The sequence below is a fragment of the Streptomyces boluensis genome, assembly GCF_009908195.1.
Taxonomy (GTDB): domain Bacteria; phylum Actinomycetota; class Actinomycetes; order Streptomycetales; family Streptomycetaceae; genus Streptomyces; species Streptomyces boluensis.
This window is the reverse complement of record NZ_JAAAHS010000099.1, coordinates 1-21,853: the sequence shown is the minus strand read 5'-3', so window position 1 is coordinate 21,853 and position 21,853 is coordinate 1. Positions and strand designations below refer to the sequence as shown.

23 protein-coding genes and 4 pseudogenes are annotated in these 21,853 nt (G+C 68.1%); 6 read left to right on the top strand and 21 right to left on the bottom strand.

What is annotated here, in order from left to right:
- The 6 genes and pseudogenes from GUY60_RS15270 to GUY60_RS15245 form a co-directional block, all read right to left on the bottom strand.
- Window positions 1-884 (bottom strand): amino acid ABC transporter permease (locus GUY60_RS15270; RefSeq protein ID WP_161698000.1); only part of this gene is annotated, 884 nt, incomplete at its 3' end.
- The gene (locus GUY60_RS15265) at window positions 881-1,546 is read right to left on the bottom strand and encodes an amino acid ABC transporter permease (RefSeq protein WP_161697998.1); all 666 of its coding nucleotides are present in this window, start codon (window positions 1,544-1,546) and stop codon (window positions 881-883) included. The genes GUY60_RS15265 and GUY60_RS15270, both read right to left, overlap by 4 nt.
- A gap of 102 nt (window positions 1,547-1,648) precedes the next feature.
- On the bottom strand, window positions 1,649-2,506 hold the full coding sequence (locus tag GUY60_RS15260; protein WP_161697996.1) for a glutamate ABC transporter substrate-binding protein: 858 nt from the start codon (window positions 2,504-2,506) through the stop codon (window positions 1,649-1,651).
- A 96-nt stretch (window positions 2,507-2,602) separates the two neighbouring features.
- On the bottom strand, window positions 2,603-3,382 hold the full coding sequence (locus GUY60_RS15255) for an amino acid ABC transporter ATP-binding protein (protein WP_161697994.1): 780 nt from the start codon (window positions 3,380-3,382) through the stop codon (window positions 2,603-2,605).
- Window positions 3,383-4,128: 746 nt separating this feature from the next.
- Window positions 4,129-4,644 (bottom strand): annotated as a pseudogene (locus tag GUY60_RS40070) (serine/threonine-protein kinase); the annotation flags it as partial.
- A 109-nt stretch (window positions 4,645-4,753) separates the two neighbouring features.
- Window positions 4,754-5,263 carry a carboxymuconolactone decarboxylase family protein gene (locus tag GUY60_RS15245; RefSeq protein WP_161697992.1) on the bottom strand — a complete coding sequence of 170 codons (510 nt, stop codon included), beginning with the start codon at window positions 5,261-5,263 and terminating at the stop codon, window positions 4,754-4,756.
- A 14-nt stretch (window positions 5,264-5,277) separates the two neighbouring features.
- Between GUY60_RS15245 and GUY60_RS15240 the strand changes: the two genes are divergently transcribed.
- Together GUY60_RS15240 and GUY60_RS15235 are read left to right on the top strand one after the other, a co-directional pair.
- On the top strand, window positions 5,278-5,829 hold the full coding sequence (locus GUY60_RS15240) for a MarR family winged helix-turn-helix transcriptional regulator (protein ID WP_161697990.1): 552 nt from the start codon (window positions 5,278-5,280) through the stop codon (window positions 5,827-5,829).
- 504 nt (window positions 5,830-6,333) lie between these two features.
- Window positions 6,334-7,032, top strand: coding sequence for a hypothetical protein (locus GUY60_RS15235; RefSeq protein WP_161697988.1), 699 nt, complete (start codon window positions 6,334-6,336; stop codon window positions 7,030-7,032).
- Window positions 7,033-7,102: 70 nt separating this feature from the next.
- On the opposite strand, the gene GUY60_RS15230 is transcribed toward GUY60_RS15235, so the two are convergent.
- The 8 genes from GUY60_RS15230 to GUY60_RS15200 form a co-directional block, all read right to left on the bottom strand.
- Window positions 7,103-7,402: a DUF6506 family protein gene (locus tag GUY60_RS15230; RefSeq protein ID WP_161697986.1), complete on the bottom strand. Its 300-nt coding sequence runs from the start codon at window positions 7,400-7,402 to the stop codon at window positions 7,103-7,105.
- A 79-nt stretch (window positions 7,403-7,481) separates the two neighbouring features.
- Window positions 7,482-8,408, bottom strand: coding sequence for a PhzF family protein (locus GUY60_RS15225; protein WP_161697984.1), 927 nt, complete (start codon window positions 8,406-8,408; stop codon window positions 7,482-7,484).
- Window positions 8,409-8,410: 2 nt separating this feature from the next.
- On the bottom strand, window positions 8,411-8,788 hold the full coding sequence (locus GUY60_RS15220; RefSeq protein ID WP_161697982.1) for a RidA family protein: 378 nt from the start codon (window positions 8,786-8,788) through the stop codon (window positions 8,411-8,413).
- A gap of 63 nt (window positions 8,789-8,851) precedes the next feature.
- Entirely contained in the window at window positions 8,852-9,247 is a 396-nt protein-coding gene (locus GUY60_RS15215) for a MarR family winged helix-turn-helix transcriptional regulator (RefSeq protein ID WP_161697980.1), read from the bottom strand.
- Window positions 9,248-9,684: 437 nt separating this feature from the next.
- A complete protein-coding gene (locus GUY60_RS15210; RefSeq protein WP_161697978.1) occupies window positions 9,685-10,533 on the bottom strand; it encodes a Rieske (2Fe-2S) protein in 849 nt (282 codons plus the stop codon).
- 251 nt (window positions 10,534-10,784) lie between these two features.
- On the bottom strand, window positions 10,785-11,057 hold the full coding sequence (locus tag GUY60_RS40065; RefSeq protein WP_446697000.1) for a zinc finger domain-containing protein: 273 nt from the start codon (window positions 11,055-11,057) through the stop codon (window positions 10,785-10,787).
- Entirely contained in the window at window positions 11,005-11,145 is a 141-nt protein-coding gene (locus GUY60_RS15205; protein ID WP_161697976.1) for a hypothetical protein, read from the bottom strand. The genes GUY60_RS40065 and GUY60_RS15205 overlap by 53 nt, the downstream gene beginning before the upstream one ends.
- 126 nt (window positions 11,146-11,271) lie before the next feature.
- Entirely contained in the window at window positions 11,272-11,847 is a 576-nt protein-coding gene (locus GUY60_RS15200; RefSeq protein WP_312866315.1) for a TetR/AcrR family transcriptional regulator, read from the bottom strand.
- Window positions 11,848-11,944: 97 nt separating this feature from the next.
- Here GUY60_RS15200 and GUY60_RS15195 point away from each other — a divergent pair, with 97 nt between their 5' ends.
- From GUY60_RS15195 to GUY60_RS15180, 4 genes and pseudogenes are all read left to right on the top strand, one after another.
- Complete coding sequence (locus tag GUY60_RS15195) at window positions 11,945-12,895, top strand: NmrA/HSCARG family protein (RefSeq protein WP_223178691.1); 951 nt, start codon at window positions 11,945-11,947, stop codon at window positions 12,893-12,895.
- Window positions 12,892-13,773 (top strand): TIGR03620 family F420-dependent LLM class oxidoreductase, encoded by an 882-nt coding sequence (locus GUY60_RS15190; protein WP_161697974.1) that lies wholly within the window; start codon window positions 12,892-12,894, stop codon window positions 13,771-13,773. Before GUY60_RS15195 ends, GUY60_RS15190 begins: the two co-directional genes overlap by 4 nt.
- Window positions 13,774-13,981: 208 nt before the next feature.
- The gene (locus GUY60_RS15185) at window positions 13,982-14,542 is read left to right on the top strand and encodes a hypothetical protein (RefSeq protein ID WP_161697972.1); all 561 of its coding nucleotides are present in this window, start codon (window positions 13,982-13,984) and stop codon (window positions 14,540-14,542) included.
- 42 nt (window positions 14,543-14,584) lie between these two features.
- A pseudogene (locus GUY60_RS15180) lies at window positions 14,585-15,197 on the top strand (transposase family protein).
- Between the two features lie 26 nt (window positions 15,198-15,223).
- Here GUY60_RS15180 and GUY60_RS15175 read toward each other — a convergent pair.
- From GUY60_RS15175 to GUY60_RS15145, 7 genes and pseudogenes are all read right to left on the bottom strand, one after another.
- Window positions 15,224-15,619: pseudogene (locus tag GUY60_RS15175) on the bottom strand (class I SAM-dependent DNA methyltransferase); the annotation flags it as partial.
- Window positions 15,620-15,669: 50 nt separating this feature from the next.
- Window positions 15,670-16,260, bottom strand: coding sequence for a GTP-binding protein (locus tag GUY60_RS15170; protein WP_135331084.1), 591 nt, complete (start codon window positions 16,258-16,260; stop codon window positions 15,670-15,672).
- Window positions 16,247-16,621: a DUF742 domain-containing protein gene (locus GUY60_RS15165; protein ID WP_161697970.1), complete on the bottom strand. Its 375-nt coding sequence runs from the start codon at window positions 16,619-16,621 to the stop codon at window positions 16,247-16,249. The genes GUY60_RS15170 and GUY60_RS15165 overlap by 14 nt, the downstream gene beginning before the upstream one ends.
- On the bottom strand, window positions 16,621-17,025 hold the full coding sequence (locus tag GUY60_RS15160; RefSeq protein WP_161697968.1) for a roadblock/LC7 domain-containing protein: 405 nt from the start codon (window positions 17,023-17,025) through the stop codon (window positions 16,621-16,623). The genes GUY60_RS15165 and GUY60_RS15160 overlap by 1 nt, the downstream gene beginning before the upstream one ends.
- Window positions 17,022-19,238 carry a sensor histidine kinase gene (locus GUY60_RS15155; RefSeq protein WP_246235038.1) on the bottom strand — a complete coding sequence of 739 codons (2,217 nt, stop codon included), beginning with the start codon at window positions 19,236-19,238 and terminating at the stop codon, window positions 17,022-17,024. The genes GUY60_RS15160 and GUY60_RS15155 overlap by 4 nt, the downstream gene beginning before the upstream one ends.
- 848 nt (window positions 19,239-20,086) lie before the next feature.
- Window positions 20,087-20,898 (bottom strand): annotated as a pseudogene (locus GUY60_RS15150) (IS5 family transposase).
- A 114-nt stretch (window positions 20,899-21,012) separates the two neighbouring features.
- Complete coding sequence (locus tag GUY60_RS15145) at window positions 21,013-21,735, bottom strand: C39 family peptidase (RefSeq protein WP_161697964.1); 723 nt, start codon at window positions 21,733-21,735, stop codon at window positions 21,013-21,015.
- Window positions 21,736-21,853 lie beyond the last annotated feature (118 nt).

Genomic DNA, 21,853 nt, shown 5'->3' with positions numbered 1-21,853 from the left:
TGCTCCCCCGGCGTGGCCAGCTGGTCGACCGCCTCCGCGCCGACCACCGCGCCGGTGGACCTCTTCCCGCGCCGCAGCCTGCCCTCCAGCCAGCTCGCGAACGATGTGAGCGCGAAGTTCAGTACGACGAAGACCACCGCGACCACGGTGAAGCTGGCGATGGTGTTCGCGCCGTAGTTCGCGCTCATCGGGCGGACCGACGCGAGGAGTTCGGAGAAGCCGAGCAGCGCGCCGCCCAGGGCCGTGTCCTTCACGATGACCACCAGCTGGCTGACGATCGCCGGGAGCATCGCGGTGACCGACTGCGGCAGCAGCACATGCCGCATGACCTGGTTCTTGCGCATGCCGATCGCCTTGGCCGCGTCGCTCTGGCCCCGGGGAAGGGACAGGATCCCGGCTCGTACGATCTCCGCGAGTACGGACGCGTTGTAGAGGACGAGACCGGTGACCACCGCGTACAGCGGCCGGCTGTCGGGGCTGACGTCAGTGAACTCGGAGTACGCCGCGTTCGCGAACAGCATCAGGATCAGCACCGGGATGGCCCGGAAGAACTCCACGACGGTGCCGGCCGGCCCCCGCACCCACCAGTGCTCGGAGAGCCGGGCGATGCCGCACAGCGCTCCGAGCGGCAGCGCGATGACCATGGACAGGGAAGCGGCGATGAGCGTGTTCTGCAGCCCCGGCAGGAGGTACGTGGACCAGGCGCGGGAATCCGTGTAGAAGGGCCGCCACTTGACCCATTCAAGTTGGTTCTTCTCTGCGAGGCTCTGGGCCACCCACCACATCACCACGGCGACCGCGACCAGGAACACCACCGTGAGCAGCACGTTGCGCCGCTTGGCACGCGGCCCCGGGACGTCGAACAGAACAGACCGCGAGCTCATCGCCGCACCGACACCTTCTTGCTCACCCAGCCGAGGAACAGCCCGGTCGGCAGGGTGAGGCAGATGAATCCGAACGCGAAAATGGCGGAGATCAGGATGAGTTGAGCCTCGTTCTCGATCATCACCCGCATCAGCGCCGCGGCCTCGGCGACACCGATCGCGGCGGCCACCGTGGTGTTCTTGGTCAGGGCGATCAGCACACTCGCCAGCGGGCCCACCACGGAACGGAAGGCCTGCGGAAGCACGATGAGCATCAGCACCTGGGGGAAGTTCAGGCCGATGGCCCGCGCCGCCTCGGTCTGCCCGACGGGCACCGTGTTGATGCCGGCCCGCAGCGCCTCGCAGACGAACGACGAGGTGTACACGGTCAGACCGAGCACGGCGAGCCGGAAGTTGATCGTCGTGAAGTCGTCGGCACCGAGCGTGACGCCGAGCGTCTGGAACAGGCCGAGCGAGGTGAAGACGATGACCACGGTGAGCGGGATGTTCCGGACGATGTTGACGTAGCCGGTACCGAAGCCCCGCATCAGGGGCACCGGGCTGACGCGCATGGCGGCCAGCAGCGTTCCCCAGATCAGGGAACCGACGGCGGAGTAGAGGGTGAGCTGCACGGTCACCCAGAAGGCGGCCAGCAGGTCGTAACCCTCGAGAAAGTCGAACACGGTCGGCCTTCCGCGTGCGTGAAGGGCGAGGTGAAGGGCGAGGCGCGCCGCTCAAGAGGGCGGCGCGCCCGTGCGGCACCGGCGTCGGTCGACGACGACGCGTCAGTTGACGACGACGCCGATCTTCGGTGCGGGTTCGTTCTTGTAGTCGGCCGGGCCGAAGTTCTTCTCCACGGCCGCGTCCCAGGAACCGTCCTTGACCATCTTCTGCAGGGCGGTGTTGATCTGCGCCTTGAGTTCGCTGCCCTTCTCGACGCCGATGCCGTAGTTCTCGTTGCTCAGCTTGAAGCCGCCGAGCTTGAACTTGCCCTCGAACTCGGGCTGCGCGGCATAACCGGCGAGGATCGAGTCATCGGTGGTCAGGGCGTCGATGACCTTGTTCTCGAGCCCGGTCAGGCACTCCGAGTAGCCGCCGTACTCCTGCAGCTGGGCCTTGGGCGCGATCTTGTCCTTGACGTTCTGCGCCGAGGTGGACCCGGTGACCGAGCAGAGCTTCTTGTTGTTGAGGTCCTCGGGCTTCTTGATGGTGTCGTCGTCGGCCCGGATCAGGACGTCCTGGTGGGCGAGGAGGTAGGGGCCGGCGAAGTCGACCTTCTTCTCGCGCTCGGGGGTGATCGAGTACGAGGCGGCGATGAAGTCGACATCGCCGCGCTGGAGCAGCGTCTCGCGGTCGGCGCTCTTGGCTTCCTTCCACACGATGTCGCCGGGCTCGTGCCCGAGCTGCTTGGCCACGTACGTGGCCACGTCGACGTCGAAGCCCGTGTACTTGCCGTCCGGGGTCTTCAGGCCGATGCCCGGCTGGTCGAATTTGATGCCGATGGTGATCTTCTCGTCGCCCGAGCCCGTGCCCACGACGGAGGCCGAGCTGGTGTCGTCGCCGTCGTCCGAACCGCAGCCGACGGCGGTCAGGGACAGCACGAGTGCGGCGGCGGCCGCGGTGGTGACCGTATGAAGCTTCATGGTGATCGTTCCTAGTACTCAAGGCCCCCGGAACAGTGGTGCAGGTCAGTGGTGCAGTCAGTAGTGCGGGATCAGTCATGCAGGTCATGCGTGGGATCAGTGGTGCAGGATCTTCGAGAGGAAGTCCTTGGCCCGCTCGCTGCTCGGATTGCTGAAGAACTGGGCGGGTGTCGTCTCCTCCACGATGCGGCCATCCGCCATGAACACCACGCGGTTGGCGGCCGAACGGGCGAACCCCATCTCATGCGTGACGACGACCATGGTCATCCCGTCCCGGGCGAGCTGCTGCATCACCTCGAGCACCTCGTTGATCATCTCGGGGTCGAGTGCGGAGGTCGGCTCGTCGAACAGCATCATCTTCGGGTCCATGGCAAGGGCTCGGGCGATGGCGACGCGCTGCTGCTGGCCGCCGGAGAGCTGCGCGGGGAACTTGTCCGCCTGGGACGCGACACCCACCCGTTCGAGCAGTCGACGGGCCCGTTCATCGGCGGCCTTCTTGTCCTTCTTACGGACCTTGACCTGGCCGAGCGTCACGTTGTTCAGAACGGTCTTGTGCGCGAAGAGGTTGAAGGACTGGAAGACCATGCCCACATCGGCCCGCAGCGCGGCCAGCTCGCGTCCTTCGGCGGGCAGGGGCTTTCCGTCGATGACGATCTCACCGGAGTCGATGGTCTCCAGGCGGTTGATGGCACGGCACAGCGTGGACTTCCCGCCCCCGGACGGCCCGATGACGACGACGACCTCGCCCCGGGCGATGGTCAGGTCGATGTTCTGGAGGACATGTAGATCCCCGAAGTGCTTGTTGACGTTGCTCAGCACGACCAGATCGCCCGTGTCAGGGGCCGGATTTTCCTTGCTCACGGCTACTCCGCTCATTGATTTCATGGTCCGGCTTCCCAAGGGAAGCCGCACGCCGAGAGCGGGGCTTTTACCGGTTCGAACGCGGGCGACACCTCACGGCACGATCCGCAGATGCCAGACCAGCATGACGGCGTTGAACACGAGGGCAGCCGTCAGCAGGCCACCCATGAGCGGACCCAGACGTGGGCGGCCGGGGCGGGCCAGCGGTGCGGCGAGAAGGGGCGCCGAGCGCGGCAATGATGACCGCGTGGGGCCGGATGTTGTCGGTCCAGGCGATACCCAGTGCCTCTTCCACGGCCGGATCGGTGAGCAGTAGTGCTCCGATCGCCAGGAGGAGGGACGCTACGAGTCGCAGAATGCGCAGGGCGAGCACGGCCGAACCGTCGGCCTCGACGGGGTACGGAACCGGCATGTAGCCGGGCAGCGGCGGCGCCGCCGCAGGGTTGTACGCCGGAGCGGTCGGAGCCTGATGAACCGGGACGGCGTGAGCCTGGACTGGATGAACCGGGACTGCATGAGCCACGCCGGCCTGATCCGGGGCGGCATGATCCGGGACGGCATACGACGGTGCCGTCGGGGTCGGCGGCGCGGCGGCGTGGACCTGCGGAGGCGAAGGCGAAGGCGGAGGCGCGAGGTCGAGCAACTGCGCGGCGTGGCTGCCCAGTTGAGCCAGGAGTTTCCCCGGCAGCCACACATCCTCCCGGCCGTCGCCCACCCGCGCGGCGACCTCTGCGGAGGAGCAGCCGGACCTCGACGGTGTCCCGCAGCACCGGCCGCTCCCCAAGCGTCTCCAGGGCCCGCGTGATGCCGAAATCGATGACGCGCGGGCCGTCCACGGTGATCAGGATGTTGCCCGGCTTGAGGTCGCGATGGACGAGCCCGGCGGCGTGGATGTCGGTGAGCGCGTGCGCGAGTCCGCCCGCGAGTACTCGTACGAAAACCTCGGGCAGTGGACCGAAGTCCGTGGCCACCACCTCGTGCAGGGAGGGGCCGGGAACGTACTGCGTCGCCACCCATGGCACCGGCGCCTGCGTGTCGGCGTCGATCACGGCCGCGGTCCACTGCCCGCCGACCCGTCGTGCCGCATCGACCTCGCGCGCGAACCGCCTGCGGAACTCGGGCTCCGCGGCGAACTCACGTTGGACGACCTTGACCGCGACGGTCCGCCCGACGTCGGAACGGCCGAGGTAGACACGCCCCATGCCGCCCGCGCCGAGGCGGGCGATCAGACGGAACGGCCCTATGTGCGCGGGGTCTTCGACGGTCAGCTGGACCACGGCAGGGACGCTAGGGGATCAGCTGATCATTGTGGGCGGCAACCGTCATCGGAGTTCGTCGGTGGGTTCTGCTGCCGGAGGGCGAGTGGCCGCGGGACGAGCCTCTCCGTCAGGCCGACCCGACGAGGCGATTGGCGAGTGTCGACATCGTGTACGTGCCTATGCCCATGACGACTTCCAGCGCGTTGCGTTCGGTGTATCCGTGGGCCAGCAATCCCTTGACGGTGCCCTCGTCCACGGCACCGGCGGTGGACAGGACATCGAGGGTGAACGTACGAATGGCTTCGAGTCGTTCGTCGGCAACTGAACGCCCTTCCCGCAGGGCGCTGATGAGTTCCGATTCCGCGTCCAGCTTGCGGAGCTTGCCGGTGTGCATGGCTATACAGACATGGCACTGGTTGCGAACAGCGACCGTCATGATGACGACCTCTCTGGACAGCGGATCCAGCGTGCACTGTTCGAAACTGGCGCTCAGGGACAGGAATCCGTTGAGTAGTTCGGGCGATCCGGCCAGCCGTGCGACGGCGTCCGGCACTACGCCGCCCGACGCCTCGGCGATGGCCTGCATCGTCGGCCGCGATGCCTGCGGGGCACTCTCCACGCTGTGTGCAGCGAACATGAAACCCTCCTAGAATGGTCAACATGGTTGACGATCAGATGGTAAACCAGGTTGCCCATCCGGGGAAGCAAGTTGAAGCGACGGACGGCAGCCCCGGCCCGGCGCGGCCCGGCTACGAGTTGCCCCTGCTGCTCTTCGCGGGCTTTCGCACACTCGGCGATGCCCTGCACGCCGAACTCGCACGTCAGGGGCACCCCGATGTACGTCCGGCGCACGGATTCGCCCTGCAGGCGATCGGCCCTGCCGGAGCCGCAGCCAGCGATATCGCCCGCAGCCTGGGAATCTCAAAACAAGCAGCAGGCAAGACCGTCGACAGACTGGCCTCCCTCGGCTACGTCGAACGCACCAAGGACCCCACAGACGCGCGGCGCAAGCTGGTGCGGCTCACCGCGCGAGGACATGACGTACTGGCCCGATCGGCAATGATCTTCAACCAGTTGCGTACGGATTGGGCCGCCGCCCTGGGAGAGGACCGGCTGCGCACGATCGAGGACGGCCTGCGAACCGTCGCGGCACCCGGGGCGTTCCGACTCGATGCGGCGGGATGGATCGGCGGAATGGGCTGACCCCGCACGCGGGGACACCCTGGTGGCCGCACCGCGCCTTGTACTGCGCCGCCACCATCCCCGACTCGACGTCCAGGGACCGCAGCAACTGTTCGAGCACCTCGCCGGGGTCGCAGGTGCCGTCCAGCCGGAAGTCGTCCAGATCGACGGCCGGCACCCCGTGCGGAAACCGCTCCATCTGCTTCCGCGCCAGCACCCCCGCCGGCTCCGTCTCGCCAAGCCCCGCGGACCTCCGCAACGCTGAGGGCCCGCGGCGATGCGCTGTTGATCCAGCAGGCCCTCGGGCCCGGCCGGTCGCGGCCAAGCGCCAATTTGGTGACGTCACATCCGCAGCACATCGAGCACGCGTACAGAACCACGACATATCGCGCATGCGTTGCTGTCACCACATCTGCCTGCGTGATCGAGCGATACGACCTCGCGCCGGCGTCGAAAATGATAGACAGGGCAGGTAAATCGAATAAAGCCCACCACAGGGCCCGATCAGCTACACCAAGGAAAGCGATGCCAACGCTCACACACAATGAACAGTTACACCTGGCTTCCCTCCGGGAAATAGAAGGATGCCCTCTTGTCGAAGCACAGTGCAGCGGAACAGGGCTGAGCCGCTCACTGGCTCATATCCTTCCCGAAGAATACGACGACGCATGGGAAGGTGTGCAGTTCAGTTCCGCCATGGTGCGCTGCTCCCTGCGCTTCTACGAGCTCGGAGCCGCATGGCAGACGCTCCCCTCACTACCGGAGGTGGTCGGGGAGTTCAGCCTCGGCAATTTCCACGACGCCCTCCAGTGCAACGAGGGCATACCGGAGGACGCCACCACAGAGTTTCATCACCGATTCCTGACCCAACTCCGCCCGGTCGACCGAACTCCTCGCTACGGCGCCGGAATGCAAACTTATATTCGCATGCAGCCGGACGTCGAGGAGCTGGAGCTCTGGTACACCAGCAAATCTGACATCGGGCAACCACCCCACCCACCCGGGTACATCAAACTCGACCTCACCTACCACGAATACCTGGAGGCATTGCTCCTCACCAAGGGGGCGTACTCCTGGCAATATCTCTTCGCAGATATATCGCTGAACAGGCCGGACTTTTCGGATGACGTGAACAACCTCACGAACATGCTTCGCGTCTTTCCAGAAATCTTCCCTGAGCACGACTACACACAACTGTCCGCCCGCCTGGAGGCCCGTTTGTAACCCACCGCCCCGACATTCCTGCCCCGGGCGGCCCGGCGCCCCCCTTGGCGTGAGAGAGGCGCCGTACGCGTCAGGAGAAGATCGCGTGCACCTGGTCCACGGCCTCGGGACCGTAGCCGACCACGCCCACGGGGACCCCGCCGTCGATCGCCTCGATCACGCGCCCCGCCCATACGGGGCCGAACCCTCCGCACAGCTCGATGAGTTGTACGCCTTGGTCCACCAGGCGGCGCGCGGCCTCGATGCCCTCCTCGGGCTTCTCCACCCCGACGAACACGGTGCGGCACGCGCTCGTTTCGACGACGTTGACATCGCCGCCTGCCACGCTGCCCGCCGCCGTGTAGATGAACCCCCAGTGCGTAAGCGCCATGGGTATCGACCTCCTGTGATCTTCGGAGCCACCAGCCACGTACAGCTGGGGCGGAAATGGGCGTGCCCGGCGAGCGCACTCACGCAGCAGCGCTCGCCGGGAACGGCCCGGCGTGATCGTCGGAGTGCGGCACGGTGATCGTGCCCCTGCCGACGACTGTGGTGAAGCCGCCCACGGTGAGGGCGACGAGCTGGCCTCCCTCCGTGCGGGCGCCCGCCTCGATCAGACTGGGGCGCCCCATGCGGGAGCCCTGCCGGATGCGGAGCATGTGGTCGCCGTCGGAGAGGGCCGACCGCCGGGTGAGGCTCCCGATCAGCCCGGCACCGGCGGAGCCCGTCGCGGAGTCCTCGTCGACACCGACGGCGGGAACGAACGCCCTCGCGTACAGCGTGCTGCTGCTGCTGCGGAACTCTCCGGCGAAGACGTAGAGGTGCGGCGAATAGCCGTCGGCGAGACCGGCCGCCCATACGGCCTTGTCCAGGACGGCCCGGTCGACCGCGTCGGCGGACGCCAACTGCACGTAGCAGAACGGCAGTCCGGCCCCTCCGTACCAGCACTCCAGCACATCCTCCCCGGTCAGGGAGAGCGCCTGGGCGACCGTCTCCACCGGTGGGCGGTGCGAGGGGGCCTCGTAGGGAGCGGGCACGGCCAGTCGGCTGAAGGTGCCGCGGACGTCCACGGTGACCGGGCCGATGCCCTCCTCGAACGTCATCCTCCGTTCCTCCGCCCGAAGGCGTCCGTGCCCGCCGGCGGCGAGCACGGACGCGGAACCAATGGTCGGGTGGCCCGCGAACGGCAGCTCCAGGTGCGGGGTGAAGATCCGCAACCGGTAGCTGTCCGGGTCCGCGAGCGGGCAGGCGAAAGCCGTCTCCGAGAAGTTGAACTCCTTGGCCAGAGCCTGCATCGTCGTCCCGGACAACCCCCGTGCGTCCGGGAAGACCGCCAACTGGTTCCCACCGAAGGGCTGTTCGGTGAAGACGTCGGCGAGGACGAACTCGTACTCCACGGTCAGCCGACGATCACATCGACCTCGACAGCGGCGCCGAGCGGAAGCGCCGCGACGCCGATCGCCGTACGGGCGGGGTACGGCGCGCTGAACACCTCCCCGTACACGGCGTTCACCGCGGCGAAGTCCGCCATGTCGGTCAGATAGACGCCCACGCGCACCACGTCGTCGAGCGTTTTCCCGGCGGCCGCGAGGACCGCGGACACGTTGAGGAAGACCTGCTCGGTCTGTGCCGACACATCACCGTCGATCAGCGCGCCCGTCGCCGGGTCCTGGGCCACCTGCCCGCTGACGAAGGTGAAACCGTCCGCGCGCACGGCGGCCGAGAACGGCCCCACCGGCTTCGCGATCTCATCGGTGCTGATCTCTTCACGGGTCATCTGCGCTCCTGCTCCTGGTGCGAGTGCTGGTGCCGGTACTGGTGCGGCCGTCCCGAGACGTGGTCAGCGGGCCATCAATTGCTGGGTCTCCGCGAGCAGTTCGCGGAGACTGACGAGCAGGTCGCCGGTGGGTTCGCTGCCGAAGGCGTCCGCGACCCGTCGCTGGACCGCCTCCCAATGCGGTCGCCCCTCGGCCAGTTTCGCCTCGCCCGCAGGCGTGAGATGTACGACGCGCTGCCGACGGTCGGCGCCCTCCTCGACGGTGACGAGTCCGGAACGGGTCAAGGGCTGCAACTCCCGCGTACAGGTGGTCCGTTCGATCGCCAGGCGATCGGCGAGCTGGCTCACCATCAAGGGCCCATCGGCGGCCAGCCGGGAAAGGAACGCGTAGTTCATGGGCCGCAGGCCCACCTCGCCCAACGCCTGGCTGTAGAGGCGGTCGATCCAGCGCGTCGTCATGCGAAGTGTGGTGCACACGCACTCTGTTGTCGCGGGTTCCATGCATTGAGTGTATTTACACGTATCGGGATGGCGCAAGGCCGAACCTCCCTACGCACAGGCGGCGTCAAGATACGCCCGTAACGTCTATGCCGCCCATAACGCACATCGACAAAACCGCAGGTCAGCGGCCCTTTCCCGCAGGCTCAAGGATCGCGACGCACTCAAGGTGATGAGTCATCGGGAACAGGTAGACGGGGCGCGCGGACGCCCCGCCCCCTCACGGCACAGCGTTCGGATGACACCTCACCCATCGCACGCCGAAGCACACTCGGCCACCAAGATCCGGACCATTCACGGACCAACTCGGCTGCGCATCAACCAGTTCCACCCGTTGCCGCAGGTCAGAAGCGAGCGCGGCCGTGTACCACCAGCAGACGAAGAACCTGGCTGAACGGTCAGGCCGAGGCCGAGCGGACGTGAACGCGGCCGTCGGTGACCTTCACCTCCCAGCGAGGTGAGTCGACCGCAGCAGGGCCGCGAACCGCGGCGCCGTCCTCCAGCCGGAAGCAGCTGCCGTGCCAAGGACACCGGATGCAGCCGTCCAGGACCTTGCCCTCGTCGAGCGGGCCGCCGGCATGGGTGCAGACGGCCGACAGCGCGTACACGGTCTCGCCCTGCCGTACGAGTACGACTGGAACGTCGCCCGCCGTGCCTCGTAGAGGCTTGCCCTCGCCCAGCTCGGACAGCGCCGCGACATCCGTCCATTCGCCGACCGTCGACTGAAACGCGGTGTGGTTGATGCCGACCCCCCGCACGAGCGAGAGGTGACCACCCAGATAGGAGGAGCTCAGGGTGAACCCGAGCCCGATGCCGCTCAACACCATGCCGGTGCCGCGCCGGCCTTGTCGGCGTGCCAGCCAACTCGCCGCCTGCAGCGCGCTCGCGGTTGCATTGCACACCGCGTGCACGATCCCGACCCGCTGTTCGGGGCCGTAGGTGTCAGACCAGTCCGATGCGCCCGAGGCAGCGGTCGGGGCCGAGGCGAGCAGACCCACGCCCACCAGGCGACGCGCGGCCCTGGCGCCGGCGCGGCCCGCAGTCACGTCCAGTACGGACGCCATGGCCCACGCACCGATGGGCACATCAGTCAGCACAGGGTGCAGCTGGTGCCCCAACCACGTTCCGGACAGTGCGTTCTTCACCTTTGCGGAATGCGTGGCCCGCCCTACCCAGCCCGAGACCTTCCGGCAGACACCGTCCAACGCTTCCATGGTCTCGATCTGCCTGATCAGATTCTGTGTCATGGGTCGTTACTCTCGTTGGGGCGTGAGTCGCCGAGCGGTTTCACGGACATGGCGTCACGGTCTCACCGGTTGCAGACCGCGGCCAGCGGAGGGGACCTACGGTCCGGCGGACCTGCCTGACGGTGTTGCGTCAGGAAGTCAGCAAGAGGTCAGCGCACGCCCTCACACCCGACAACACGTGGCCACACATGCGGCTCGGTGAATGCGCCTCAACACAGCCGGCGAGCAGCGGGCGTAGCCGATGCGGATGTTCACCCCCCTCCGGGTCGATCGGCGTCGGGGGCGGTGACCCGGGCGCCACGGCCACCCCGGTCCCGGTCGGCGAGGGTCGGCACCCGCAGCCGCTTCGCAAGCTGCGGCACCCTCACGAAGCGGCCGGCGTGGTAGGCGCCAGCGACCACCCCGCCGCGCGAGCGGCACGGCGAGCCAGGCTCGGCGCCGCACCGCGGGCAGGGGTGGCGCTCGACATCGTCAGCGACGGACGCGGGTGCGGTTGCCGTTGCCGTTGCCGTTGCCGTTGCCATTGCCGTTGCCGTTGCCGTTGCCGTTGCCGTTGCCGTTGCCGTTGCCGTTTGAGGGTCCGTCATGAGCCCGGATTTTCGCGCATAGCAAATCGCAGAAGGGGACCTCTCCTGCTCTTGAGCGAGAACGACTTGCGCGAAGAGATTCGGGGGTCCGGCACCCCTCGGGGCGCCGAACGATCTCGCCCGGGCAAAGGAACGTTTGCGAGAACCCGGCTCAGCGCGCACGTACGCCGTCGATGGCGATCGCAAGCAGGAGGTCGGCCTCGGCCGGGCCATCGATGTCCTTCTCCGTTGCCAGCGCGATGGCGCCGACGAGTTTCAGCAGCTGGGTGACGGTCATATCGGGGCGCACGGCGTCTGCCGCTCGGGCACGTGCGAGGAGGGCGTCTCCAGCATTGGTGATCATGTCGTGGCAGGTCTCGCCCAGTGTCGTGTCTGCGTCGCGCATCAGGGACGCCCCCAGTCCCCGGTTGGCCACGGCGTGTGCGCCGACGGCGCGAAGCCAGGCGGACAGGGCCTGGCCCGGATCGGGGTCGGCGAGCAGATCGCCGGCCTTCGCGCACAGAGCCTCCACCCGGTCCTTGAAGACCGCCTCCAGGAGCGCCTGGCGGGAGGGGAAGTGGCGATGCAGGGTGGCCGAGCCGACTCCGGCACGACGGGCGACCTCCTCCAGCGAGGCGTCGGCGCCTTGCTCGGCGATCAGGGCTCCGGCCGCGGCCACGATCTTTTCGGCGTTGCGGCGGGCGTCGGCGCGCATCGTCCGGCGCGGCGGGGCGGCGTCCTTGGGCACGGGCACTCCTGACGGCTTGAAAAGTGGGGTGGCCCTCCATATCGTATCGAACGCGAAACGGAGGGCCACCCCACTTACTGGGTGGCTCCTCTTCCGCATGGACGCGATGGAGAAGAAGAACATGAAGCTGAGCCACAAGACCGTCGTGGTGGCGGGAGCAACCGGTCTACAGGGCAGGGCCGTGACGCATCACCTGCTCCGGGACGGCTGGCACGTGCGCGCACTGACGCGCGACCCGAACGGGACGCAGGCCACCGCACTGGCGCAGACCGGGGCACAGGTGGTGCGGGCGCAGATGGAGGACGTCGACTCGCTGGTCGCCGCGGCCGAGGGTGCCTGGGGCCTGTTCAGTGTCCAACCCACCGTAGGCTCGCCCGGCACCGCGCCGGACTTCAGCACCGAGGACGAGGTGCGCTGGGGGGTGAACGTCGCCGAGGCCGCGCACGCCGCAGGCATCGGGCACTTCGTCTTCACCTCGGTCGCCGAAGCGGACCGGCACCTTGACGAGAAGCTACCGGCGAACCTGGTCAGCAAGTGGCGGATCGAGCAGCACATCGCCGCGCTCGACCTGCCCGCGACGATCCTGAGGCCGGTGTCCTTCATGGAGAACTTCACCGGCGGATACGCGCTGCGGAACGGGAATCTGTCCACCGGGCTCGCGCCGGAGGTCCCGCAGCAGATCATGGCCGTCGACGATGTCGGCGCCGTGGCGGCGCTGGCGTTCGCCCGGCCGAAGGAGTGGATCGGCCGGGAGATTTCCCTGGCCGGGGACGAGCTCACGCCGGTTCAGATCGCCGCGGCCATCGGGAAGGCACTCGGTATACCGCTGCCCTACGTACAGGTGCCGATCGACGCGATCCGGGCCCTGAGCGAAGACTTCGCCTACGCCAACGAGTGGCTCAACACAGACGGCTACCGCGCCGACATTCCCGCCACCCGGAAGATCCGCCCCGCCACGATGGACTTCGGCACCTGGCTGGAGCCAACCGGTGCATCCCAGATCGCCGCTTTCCTGGACTCCACGCGCATCGCAGGGCAGGACGCGTGAGCGCCCGCGCCCACGGCCTCGGACGCATCGGAATCTGGGCGGGGGACTTCGACCACCTCTCCGCACCCGAGGTCCGCAAGGCCGCCGCCGTGATCGAAGACCTCGGCTACGGCACCTTGTGGTTCCCCGAGATCATGGGACGGGAGGCCATGGCGCAGGCCGCGATCCTCCTGTCGGCCACCCGGCACATGACCGTGGCCGCCGGCATGGCCGACATCTACGCCCGCGACCCGGTCACGGCCGCCGCCGCGCAGCGCACCCTGGAGGAGGCATTCCCCGGACGGTTCCTGCTCAGCCTGTGGGAGAGCCACCCCAGCCTGGCCGAGGGCATCCGTGGCCATCACTTCGGCCCGCCCCTGGCCACCATGCGCTCCTACCTCGACGCGCTGGACACCGCCCCGTTCGGGCCACCCGACGCTGCTGCCTCACCACACCGCGTACTCGCCGCCCTGGATCGCGACATGCTCGCCCTTGCCGCCGAACGCGCCCGGGGCGCAACGGTCCTTGGCATGCCCATCGAGTACACCCGCACCGCCAGGGCCATCCTCGGAGACGACAGCGTGTTGGCCGTCACCCAGATGTGCGTGCTCAACCACGACCATGCGGACACCGCCGACCTGGCCCGCACCACGGCCGCGGCTGCCCTGCCCAACCGCCGCGAGCTGCTGCGAGGCCTTGGATACGAGAACCCGGAAGCGCTCAACGACCGGCTGGTCGACGCGCTGGTGGCCCACGGCAGTGCCGAGGACATCGCCCACCGCGTCCAAGAGCACTTCGACGCCGGAGCCGACCACGTCAGCCTCCACCTCATGACCACCACACCCGATTCCCCGCCCGCACGACAGTGGGAGCAACTCGCGATGCACCTCCCCGCCTGACCGGGCACACCCGCACAGGAACCCCTTGATCCGCTACAGAGAGCTACTTGGCTGTCCCGGAATCCGATGCCGCGCCGGGGCGCCACTACCCCAGGGCGGAGGTGGTAGCTACTGGCCTGGCACTTGAGTTCGACGCCTGCCCCGGAGAGAGTTTCGCGGACGCAGTTCGGTGCGAAGTCGTGGGTGCAGGGGCAGAGAGATGTGTGTGATGGATGCGGCGGTCAAAGAGGCTGCCGTTGCTCGGTTCCTCCGCGAATATCCGCAGGTGGAGCGAGCTGCATGCGACCACCCCGCGCTGCTGGGCTGCGCTGATGTCGACTGGTCGCGGATTCCCGGGTGCCCTGCCGGGATCCCGGTCCTGCTCCGCGGTCTCCTGGATGAGACAGCCGGCCCCAAGGCCCTGTCCGTGCTGGAGAACGTTCTGATGAACAGCGTCTTCCACGTGAGCGCCGCGATGCCGGCTGCCCTGCCCTTCCTGATCCACCTGGCAGCCGTCCCTGACATCGCGGTGCGGCCCGGCCTGGTCGACCTCCTGGTCGTCGCCGCGGAGCTGTCTCTGCCCGTCGACGCCGACGATGAACGCCAGGTGCTGCTATTCGGGAAGGACTGCGATCACCCGGAACGCGAGTGGTGTAGGGCCGCCTTCGCCGCACACGCTTCCGCCCTGCGGGCGTTGCTGGAGGACGAGACTCTTCCGGACGGACTCATCAGCGCAGATAATCGCGAGTGCCTGCTCAGGGCTGTGGAACCGCAGCCATACCCCTCCTGAGTATCCGCAGGCCGGCACTGCGGCCCGTGAAAAGATCTTGCGGTGTCTGGTGTGATTACGGCGTCGGAGCCTTCCTGGATAGCCCCGTTCACCGGGCTGAGCCCCCGCTGTTTTGGCACGGTAGTGACACCGCTGCGGCGTGAAGGAGCTGACGCGGTCCGCAGAGGCCGGCCGTGGAGCCTGCCGCTGGAGGACCGGGTGCTGCTGGTCACGGCCTACTGGCGAACCAACTTGACGCTGCGCCAGCTCGCCCCGCTGTTCGGCGTCTCAAAGTCCGCGGCCGACCGCATCATCAGCCATCTCGGTCCCCTGCTCGCGCTCAAGCCCCGCAGACGGTCCGCAAGGGCACCGTGCTCATCGCGGCCGGAACCCTGGTCCCCACCCGCGACCACACGGTCGCCGAGCAGTCGAAGAACCTACCGCTACTCCACCAACCACCAGGTCGTCGAAGGAAGAGCACAACACTTCCCACCGCAAGGTCCGCGCCCGTGTCGAGCACGCCTTCGCCCGCATGACGACCTGGAAGATCCTCCGCGACTGCCGCTTGAAGGGCGACGGCGTCCATCACGCGATCAGAGGCATCGCCCGCCTGCACAACCTTGCCCTCGGCCGATGGCCGAGCAGAGCGGACAGCAGCCGATCACGGTCCCACTGACTCGAAGATCTTTACGGGACAAGCCTCAGGTAGTGCAGCACCAGCGACGCGACCACGTCGTCGAACGCGCCGTCCTCAAACGGCAGACGGTCTCTCAGATCGACCACATGCAGGTCCACATCGTCACCGAGCCACCGCCTGGCCAACGCCAACATCCCGGCGCTGACGTCGATACCGGTAACGAAAGCACCCCGGTCGCGCAGCGCAGCGGACAGCGGGCCTGAGCCTCAGCCGGCATCCAGAATCCGGCGACCGGCCACATCTCGGGCGAGGGCCAACATCGCGGGCCGCGCATAGTACGCGGTCACGAGGCTGTTCTCGGACTCCGCCGCGTACGCCTCGGCGAAGCTGTCGTAGTGCTTCGCCCGGTCCGGATCCGCAGACCGGGCGAAGCTCTCGGGCACGTTGGTGAGGCGTTCCATCGGCGCAGCCCAGTAGCACTGATCCGCGAACGTGGGGCGTGGCCCGGTGGTCAACCGGTAGCCACGGCCCCCGCCTTGGCAATGAGCATGTCCAGCAACGACAGCAGCGCACCGCGCACGTCGTCGCGGGAGCGGGCGTCGAGCATGAGGACGGGGGTGTTCGGGTCCCGCAGGTGCAGGGCCGCCCGGATCTCCTCGGCGTTGTACGGCTGTTCGCCGTGGAAGCAGTTCGCGCCGACCACGAACGGCAGCCCTCGGTTCTCGAAGAAGTCGACGGCCGGGAAGCTGCGGTCGAGGCGTCGCGTGTCGACCAACACGATCGCCCCGAGTGCCCCGTTGAGCAGGTCGTCCCACATGAACCAGAAGCGCTCCTGGCCCGGTGTGCCGAACAAGTAGAGGACGACGCCTGCGTCGGTGAGGGTGAGGCGGCCGAAGTCCATCGCGACGGTGGTGACCGCCTTGGACTCGATGCCGTCGAGGTCGTCGACGCCGACGCCCGCGCTCGTCAGCCGCTCCTCGGTGCGCAGCGGCTCGATCTCGGAGATCGTCTCGACCAGGGTCGTCTTGCCGACGCCGAATCCCCCAGCGATGAGGATCTTGACGGGGTCCGCTTCCTGGGCAGGGGTGTCATATCCGGGCAAGGTTGTCCCTGATTCTCATGAGCAGGTGGACATTGGTGGTCTCGGCCCCTTCCAGGGGCGGCCGGTGTTCGATCAGCCCCCGATCCGTGAGTTCGCCGAGAAGAAGCATCATCGGAGTGAGGCGCATGTGCATGCGCGCCGCGATCTCGGCGACCGCCAGGCCGCCCGGCGGCGGGCACATGGCGAGGATGGCCTGCCACTCGGTGGGCAGGCCGCCGTGGCTGTCAGCGACGGACACCGCCGTGATCGTGGTGTCCATGGTGAGGACGTTGCGGGCGGCCGCAGCCGCTGTACGCCCATCGGTCAGCGCGTACAGCCGTGTCCGGCGGCCGCCCTGCTGCGGGCCTGACTCGTCCGCCATTACGAGGGCTTCGCCTGACCGCGCTCGGGCGTGCTCAGCCACTCGCCCAGCGCCTGCGCGGTCCGCACGGCCTCGCCGCCCAGCTCCCCGAGCCGCGCCTTGCGGGAGGTCACCACGATGAGCGTGCTGCCCTCACCGCACCCGACGATGCAGAGGTAGCAGTCGTCCATCTCCACGAGCTGGCGGATCACCCGGCCGCCGTCGACCTCCCGGGATATCGCCTTCATGGTGGCGGCGATGCCGGAGGACGCGGCGGCGATGCGCTCCGCCTGGTCCCGTTCCAGCTGGTACGCGCTGAGTTTGATCCCGTCGTTGGACAGGAGCACGGCGCCCTTGACACCGGCGATCCTGCCCAGGTTGTTGTCCAGGACGCTGTAGATCATGTCGTTCGCTGTCGTCGTCATGGCTGATCCCGTCGGAGCTCGTCTTCCACTGTCTGGGTGCCGTGTTCGTAGTCCGCCCAGGCGTCGGCCACCTCTTCGGGCGTCGCCGAGTCCTGACCGGCGCCGGCTTCCGCCGCGCGGGGCGCGCGGAGCTGCTCGGTGATATGGGCCTGCGGGACCCGCTCGGGAAGGGCGGGCTTCGCGCCTCCGTCGCGGGTCACGGCAGAGGTCGGCAGCTTGCTCTGCACCGGCCGCTCGGGCGAGCCCTCCGGCGTGGTACCGCCGGACAGGCCGGTCTTGGTGTGCAGGACCAGCTCGGGCTTGCGTTCCTCGGGCAGGGTCGCTGCCGGGGAGGACGGCGCCGCGGCGCGGGGCGCTGTCTCTCCTGCCCGGACCGGTTCGGTCGGCACCAGGAGTTCCCCGGGCAGGATCACCACGGCCGACGTCCCCCCGAACACCGAGCGGCGCAACGTCACCTTGGCGCCGAGCTGTTCGGCGAGGTGGCCCACCACGAAGAGGCCGAGCCGGTGCGCGTTCTCCGCCAGGACGGAGTACGGCGGGGCCGAGTGCAGGCGCCCGTTCATCTCCTCGTACGTCGCGCCGGTCACCCGGGGCCCGCGGTCCTCGATCTCCACCGACAGGCCGTCCGTCACGAGTTCGGCCCGTACGATCACCTTGGCCCTCGGCGGCGAGAACCGGGTGGCGTTGTCCAAGAGTTCCGCCAGGAGGTGGCTGATCTCGCTGATCACCCGCGGCGTCACGCTGATCTCGTCCAGGGACTGGCGCTCGATCCGCCGGAAGTCCTCGACTTCCGCGGCGGCTTCGCGCAGCAGGTCGGCGACGCGCATGGGTTCGGTGTGCGGATCGGGGATCTCGCCGCCCGCCAGAATCAGCAGGTTCTCGATCTGCCGTCGCATACCCACCGTCAATTGGTCGGATCGCATCAACTGGGCGAGCAGTTCCTCGTCGTGACCGAAGCTGTCCTGCAGTTCGTCGGTGAGGGTCAGCTGGCGGCTGACCAGGTTTCCGGTGCGCGAGGCGATGCCCGCGGCGAACATGCCGAAGCCGTGACGCTCGGCCGCGAGCTGCGCGTGCCCGTCGACGGATACGGAGACGACCCGGGCGAACGCGTCGCTGATGCGCCCGACCTCGTCCTGCTCTCCGGTCACCGCGGGCAGCGCGTCGTCGTCGACGGACTGTCCGCGCTGGAGTCGGGCCACAACGTCCGGCAGCGTGTCCTCAGCGATGGTCACCGTACGCCGGTGCAGACCGCGCAGGCGTTGGAGCACGGAGCGGGTGGTGAACACGATGACGGCCACGACCGCGAGCACGGCTCCGCCGTTTCCGACGATCAGCCAGGTGACCTCGGTCTCCAGCTCCGTGGCCTTGGCGTCGGCGCGTGCGATCACGCCGCGCGCCTGCTTCACGTTGAGCGCGTCAAGGCGCTCAACGAACTGCTCGTGCGCGGCGTGCCAGTCGTCGACCTCCTTGGGCAGCTTGATGCCGGACTCGACGTTCTGGTGGTCGGAGATGACCGCGTTCTCGATACGGACCTTCGTCTGCCAGGCGTCCGAGCCGAGGATCTGGTTGTAGGCCGCTCGGTCCTCGGCCGCCAGATACGGCTCGACCCACTCGGAGTACTGGTATCGCTGGGATCCGACGGAGTTGACGAATTCGGTGAACGCGGAGGAGCTCAGCCGCTTGGACGGCCCGGCCAACACGAGGACGGCGGTCTCGCGCGACACCATCTCGGACACCGAGAACATCGTGACGACCACGCCGTTCTCCTGGATGAACTCGGCGTCCTGCACGTGGCTGAAGTCGTCCATGTACACATGGATGATGTGGTCGATCAGGCCCGAGTAGTAGTCGATCGTCCGTTCCGCGCCTCCGCTGCGGGCGTCCGCGCGCTCGCGGTACGTGCCCAGGTTCGCGAGGTTGCGCTTCAGCTTCGCGAGGGGACGATCGTCCCCGCGCCGCTCCGTCGGTGCTCCCTCCGCCGACCGGATCAGTTCGTCCACGGCCCGGTCCGTGGCCGCGCGCTGGTCGCGCAACTCCTCCGCGGACACGGAGTCGCCTGTCCACCGTGCGGCGGTCGCGGTCCGCTCGGCCTGCACTTCGACCATCAGCCTGGACAGGGGTATGCCGACCCGCTCACCGACGGCCACGTCGGTGCGCAGGTGCTCCGACTCGTCCAGCAACGGCTGTGCGGTCAGGACCACTTGGGCACTCATCGCCAGAATAGGGACGATTGCCAGCCAAATGAGCAGCGTACGCAGCCGCACGGTAGGTCGCCGACGCGTCGTCGACTGCCCTGGTGGGCCTTCGGGTTCCAGTGGGCCTTCGGGGTCTATAGGAGACATCAGTCCTCAGGAGCGGTTGAACGGTTTTGGGTACGGCTCAACAGCCGAGACCAGACGCAGTCCTGAGGCGCAAGGCACGGACCGGGGGAAGTCAGGTTTCGGCTACGGCAGGGTGTGGGGGTGCAGATCATAACCAGCCACACCAGGGAAACGGAGGGCTAACTTCCGTTGACACCATGTGGTATTGCCGATGAACACGTTGCACACCGGAGCCCAGATCGGAACCGAACCGCGACGTCCGGCCAGGCCGGCGCCTGCCGTGGAGTGCAAGATCGGCGCGGTGACGTCAGGCCAAACCGTTGGCAGGGGTCCTCACAGCTGCGCTTCCAGGCCGAAATACGCAACGACCAGCCGCCGTTGAAGAACTGGCGCGTAGCGCGAAGAAGGTCTGAGCGCCTCGTTCGAGCACTGCAGCTGACATCTGAGCCGTCGCACCCACGCCGGACAGAGCGTCACCGTGTTGGGTGTCGGATGGAGCTAGGGCCTGTCGTTTGGATCAGGCCGGATCCGGTCGGCGGTGCGAGGTGGTCGAGTCGAGCGGGGGCTGGTGCGTGCAGCTGCAAGGCGGAGGAGGGCGCCACTGCGGAGCATTGGCAACCGACGACAACGCCGTGGGGGTCCCCCCTGCTCGAGCGAAGCCGAGAGCTTGGGGGCGTGCGCACCAGCCCCCGCGACCCCGGCAAGATCCAAACGACAGGCCCTAGGTAGCGTCTTGCCGATCACTCGGCGAGCCAGATGAGGGTGCTGGCGAGGGTGATGACGGCGTGGTAGCGGTCGGGGTGCTTCTCGTACCAGGTGGCGATGCCGCGCCATTGCTTGAGGCGGTGGAAGCAGCGTTCGACGACGTTGCGCCGCCGGTAGGCGGTTCTGTCGAAGCCGCAAGGTCGTTCACGGCGCCTGGCCCGGCCTGCGAGTTGGTCGGTGCGCTCGGGAATGGTGGCCTTGATACCCCGTCGACGCAGGTAGGCCCGGAAGGTGCGTGCCGAATATTCCTTGTCGGCCACGACCCGCTCAGGCCGTATCCGTGGCCGCTCCGGTCCGCTGCCGGCGACGCGGATGCGGCTGATGACGGCTTCGGCCTGGGTGCAGTCGTTGCGGTTGCCCGCGGTGACCACGAACGCGAGCGGGCGGCCGAGGCCGTCACAGGCCAGGTGGATCTTCGAGGTCAGTCCGCCGCGGGACCGTCCAAGTCCCCGTTCCTCGAGCCCCCTTTGGCGGCCGTGTGCTGGTGGGCCCGCACGATTGTGGAGTCGAGCGCGACCATCCAGTCCACCTCCGCCCTCGCCTGGGCCGAGGCCAGCAGCCGGTTGAACGTGCCATCGGCGGACCAGCGGGCGAAGCGTCCGTGCACCGTCTGCCACGGGCCGAACCGCTCCGGCAGGTCTCTCCAGGGCACCCCGGTCCGGAACTTGAACAAGTTGCCCTCCAGCACCTGGCGGTGATCACGCCACCGGCCCCGAGCCCGCCCCACCGGCGGCAACAACGGCGCGATCACCGCCCACGCAGCATCAGAAATCTCCCCATCCCTCACGACCAGCACAACGATCGGTGATCGGAAAGACACTCCCTAGGCCGTTTCCTTCGGATCAGGGCCCGCGCCCCGGCAAGATCCGAAGGAGACGGCCTAGGCGGGCAGGACGGGTGGTCAGGCCGTGTAGCCCTTCGGCGGGATCAGGGAGGCGAGTTGGGCGAAGGAGAGCCAGTAGATCTGGTTGCCGCCGAACGACGCCGGGTCGGCGATGAGCACCGTGCCCTGCGCGTCGTCGTAGCCGATGACGGTGAAGTAGTGGTACACGGTCTGGTCCGACGGATAGCCGGGCGGCTGGTTGCCGGGCGGGGCCACTATGTTCGCCACGATCGGATAGCCGTTGTCGACGTCCTGGACGATGTCGCTCCACAGCAGGTCCTTGTCGGCCTGCGTCGGCGGGTCGTTCGGCATCTCCTTCGTCACGTACTGGCCCGCGTCCACACGGGAGTTGAGGACAGTCGTCACCTGGCTGATGTGGCCTGTGCCCCACTCCGTGGTGCCCAGCTCGGCGGCGAGCGTGGCCTGGTCCGGGACGGCGACGCGGGCCGAGAGTGCGATCCGGGTCGCGGCGGGCCCGCACCAGTAGCCGGTCTCCTGCACTTGGTAGTCGACCTCGACGGTCCGCACGTTCGAGGTGTGCACGGACTCCACGTGCATCCTCGTGCCGGGTTCGCCGTGCCCGCTCACCAGGGCGGTGCCGGCCCGCGTGGAGTGCCCGGCGGCCGTGACCGAGGCGGGTGCGGGCCGATCCTGCGCACCGGCCGGGGTGATCAGCGCGGCGAGGACGGCGCTCACGGCGAGGCCGGTCGTGAGGACGGACGGGACGAGTCTTTTGCGCATCAGGGCTCCTGGAGGTCGTCCGGGTGTGGGAGGTCGCCCGTACGGGGGGTGGGGCGTTCGTGCTCGCGGCTCCGCGTACTCAGGTACGGAGACCGGGCGCATCGGATGCTAGGGAGAC

Excerpts from the sequence above, each read along its gene's own strand:
- GUY60_RS15260 (WP_161697996.1), bottom strand. The coding sequence starts at position 2,506 with ATGAAGCTTCATACGGTCACCACCGCGGCCGCCGCCGCACTCGTGCTG.
- GUY60_RS15255 (WP_161697994.1), bottom strand. The coding sequence starts at position 3,382 with ATGAGCGGAGTAGCCGTGAGCAAGGAAAATCCGGCCCCTGACACGGGC.
- GUY60_RS15245 (WP_161697992.1), bottom strand. The coding sequence starts at position 5,263 with ATGTTCGCTGCACACAGCGTGGAGAGTGCCCCGCAGGCATCGCGGCCG.
- GUY60_RS15240 (WP_161697990.1), top strand. The coding sequence starts at position 5,278 with ATGGTCAACATGGTTGACGATCAGATGGTAAACCAGGTTGCCCATCCG.
- GUY60_RS15235 (WP_161697988.1), top strand. The coding sequence starts at position 6,334 with ATGCCAACGCTCACACACAATGAACAGTTACACCTGGCTTCCCTCCGG.
- GUY60_RS15230 (WP_161697986.1), bottom strand. The coding sequence starts at position 7,402 with ATGGCGCTTACGCACTGGGGGTTCATCTACACGGCGGCGGGCAGCGTG.
- GUY60_RS15220 (WP_161697982.1), bottom strand. The coding sequence starts at position 8,788 with ATGACCCGTGAAGAGATCAGCACCGATGAGATCGCGAAGCCGGTGGGG.
- GUY60_RS15215 (WP_161697980.1), bottom strand. The coding sequence starts at position 9,247 with ATGACGACGCGCTGGATCGACCGCCTCTACAGCCAGGCGTTGGGCGAG.
- GUY60_RS15210 (WP_161697978.1), bottom strand. The coding sequence starts at position 10,533 with ATGACACAGAATCTGATCAGGCAGATCGAGACCATGGAAGCGTTGGAC.
- GUY60_RS40065 (WP_446697000.1), bottom strand. The coding sequence starts at position 11,057 with ATGGCAACGGCAACGGCAACGGCAACGGCAACCGCACCCGCGTCCGTC.
- GUY60_RS15195 (WP_223178691.1), top strand. The coding sequence starts at position 11,945 with ATGGACGCGATGGAGAAGAAGAACATGAAGCTGAGCCACAAGACCGTC.
- GUY60_RS15185 (WP_161697972.1), top strand. The coding sequence starts at position 13,982 with ATGGATGCGGCGGTCAAAGAGGCTGCCGTTGCTCGGTTCCTCCGCGAA.
- GUY60_RS15165 (WP_161697970.1), bottom strand. The coding sequence starts at position 16,621 with ATGGCGGACGAGTCAGGCCCGCAGCAGGGCGGCCGCCGGACACGGCTG.
- GUY60_RS15160 (WP_161697968.1), bottom strand. The coding sequence starts at position 17,025 with ATGACGACGACAGCGAACGACATGATCTACAGCGTCCTGGACAACAAC.
- GUY60_RS15155 (WP_246235038.1), bottom strand. The coding sequence starts at position 19,238 with ATGAGTGCCCAAGTGGTCCTGACCGCACAGCCGTTGCTGGACGAGTCG.
- GUY60_RS15145 (WP_161697964.1), bottom strand. The coding sequence starts at position 21,735 with ATGCGCAAAAGACTCGTCCCGTCCGTCCTCACGACCGGCCTCGCCGTG.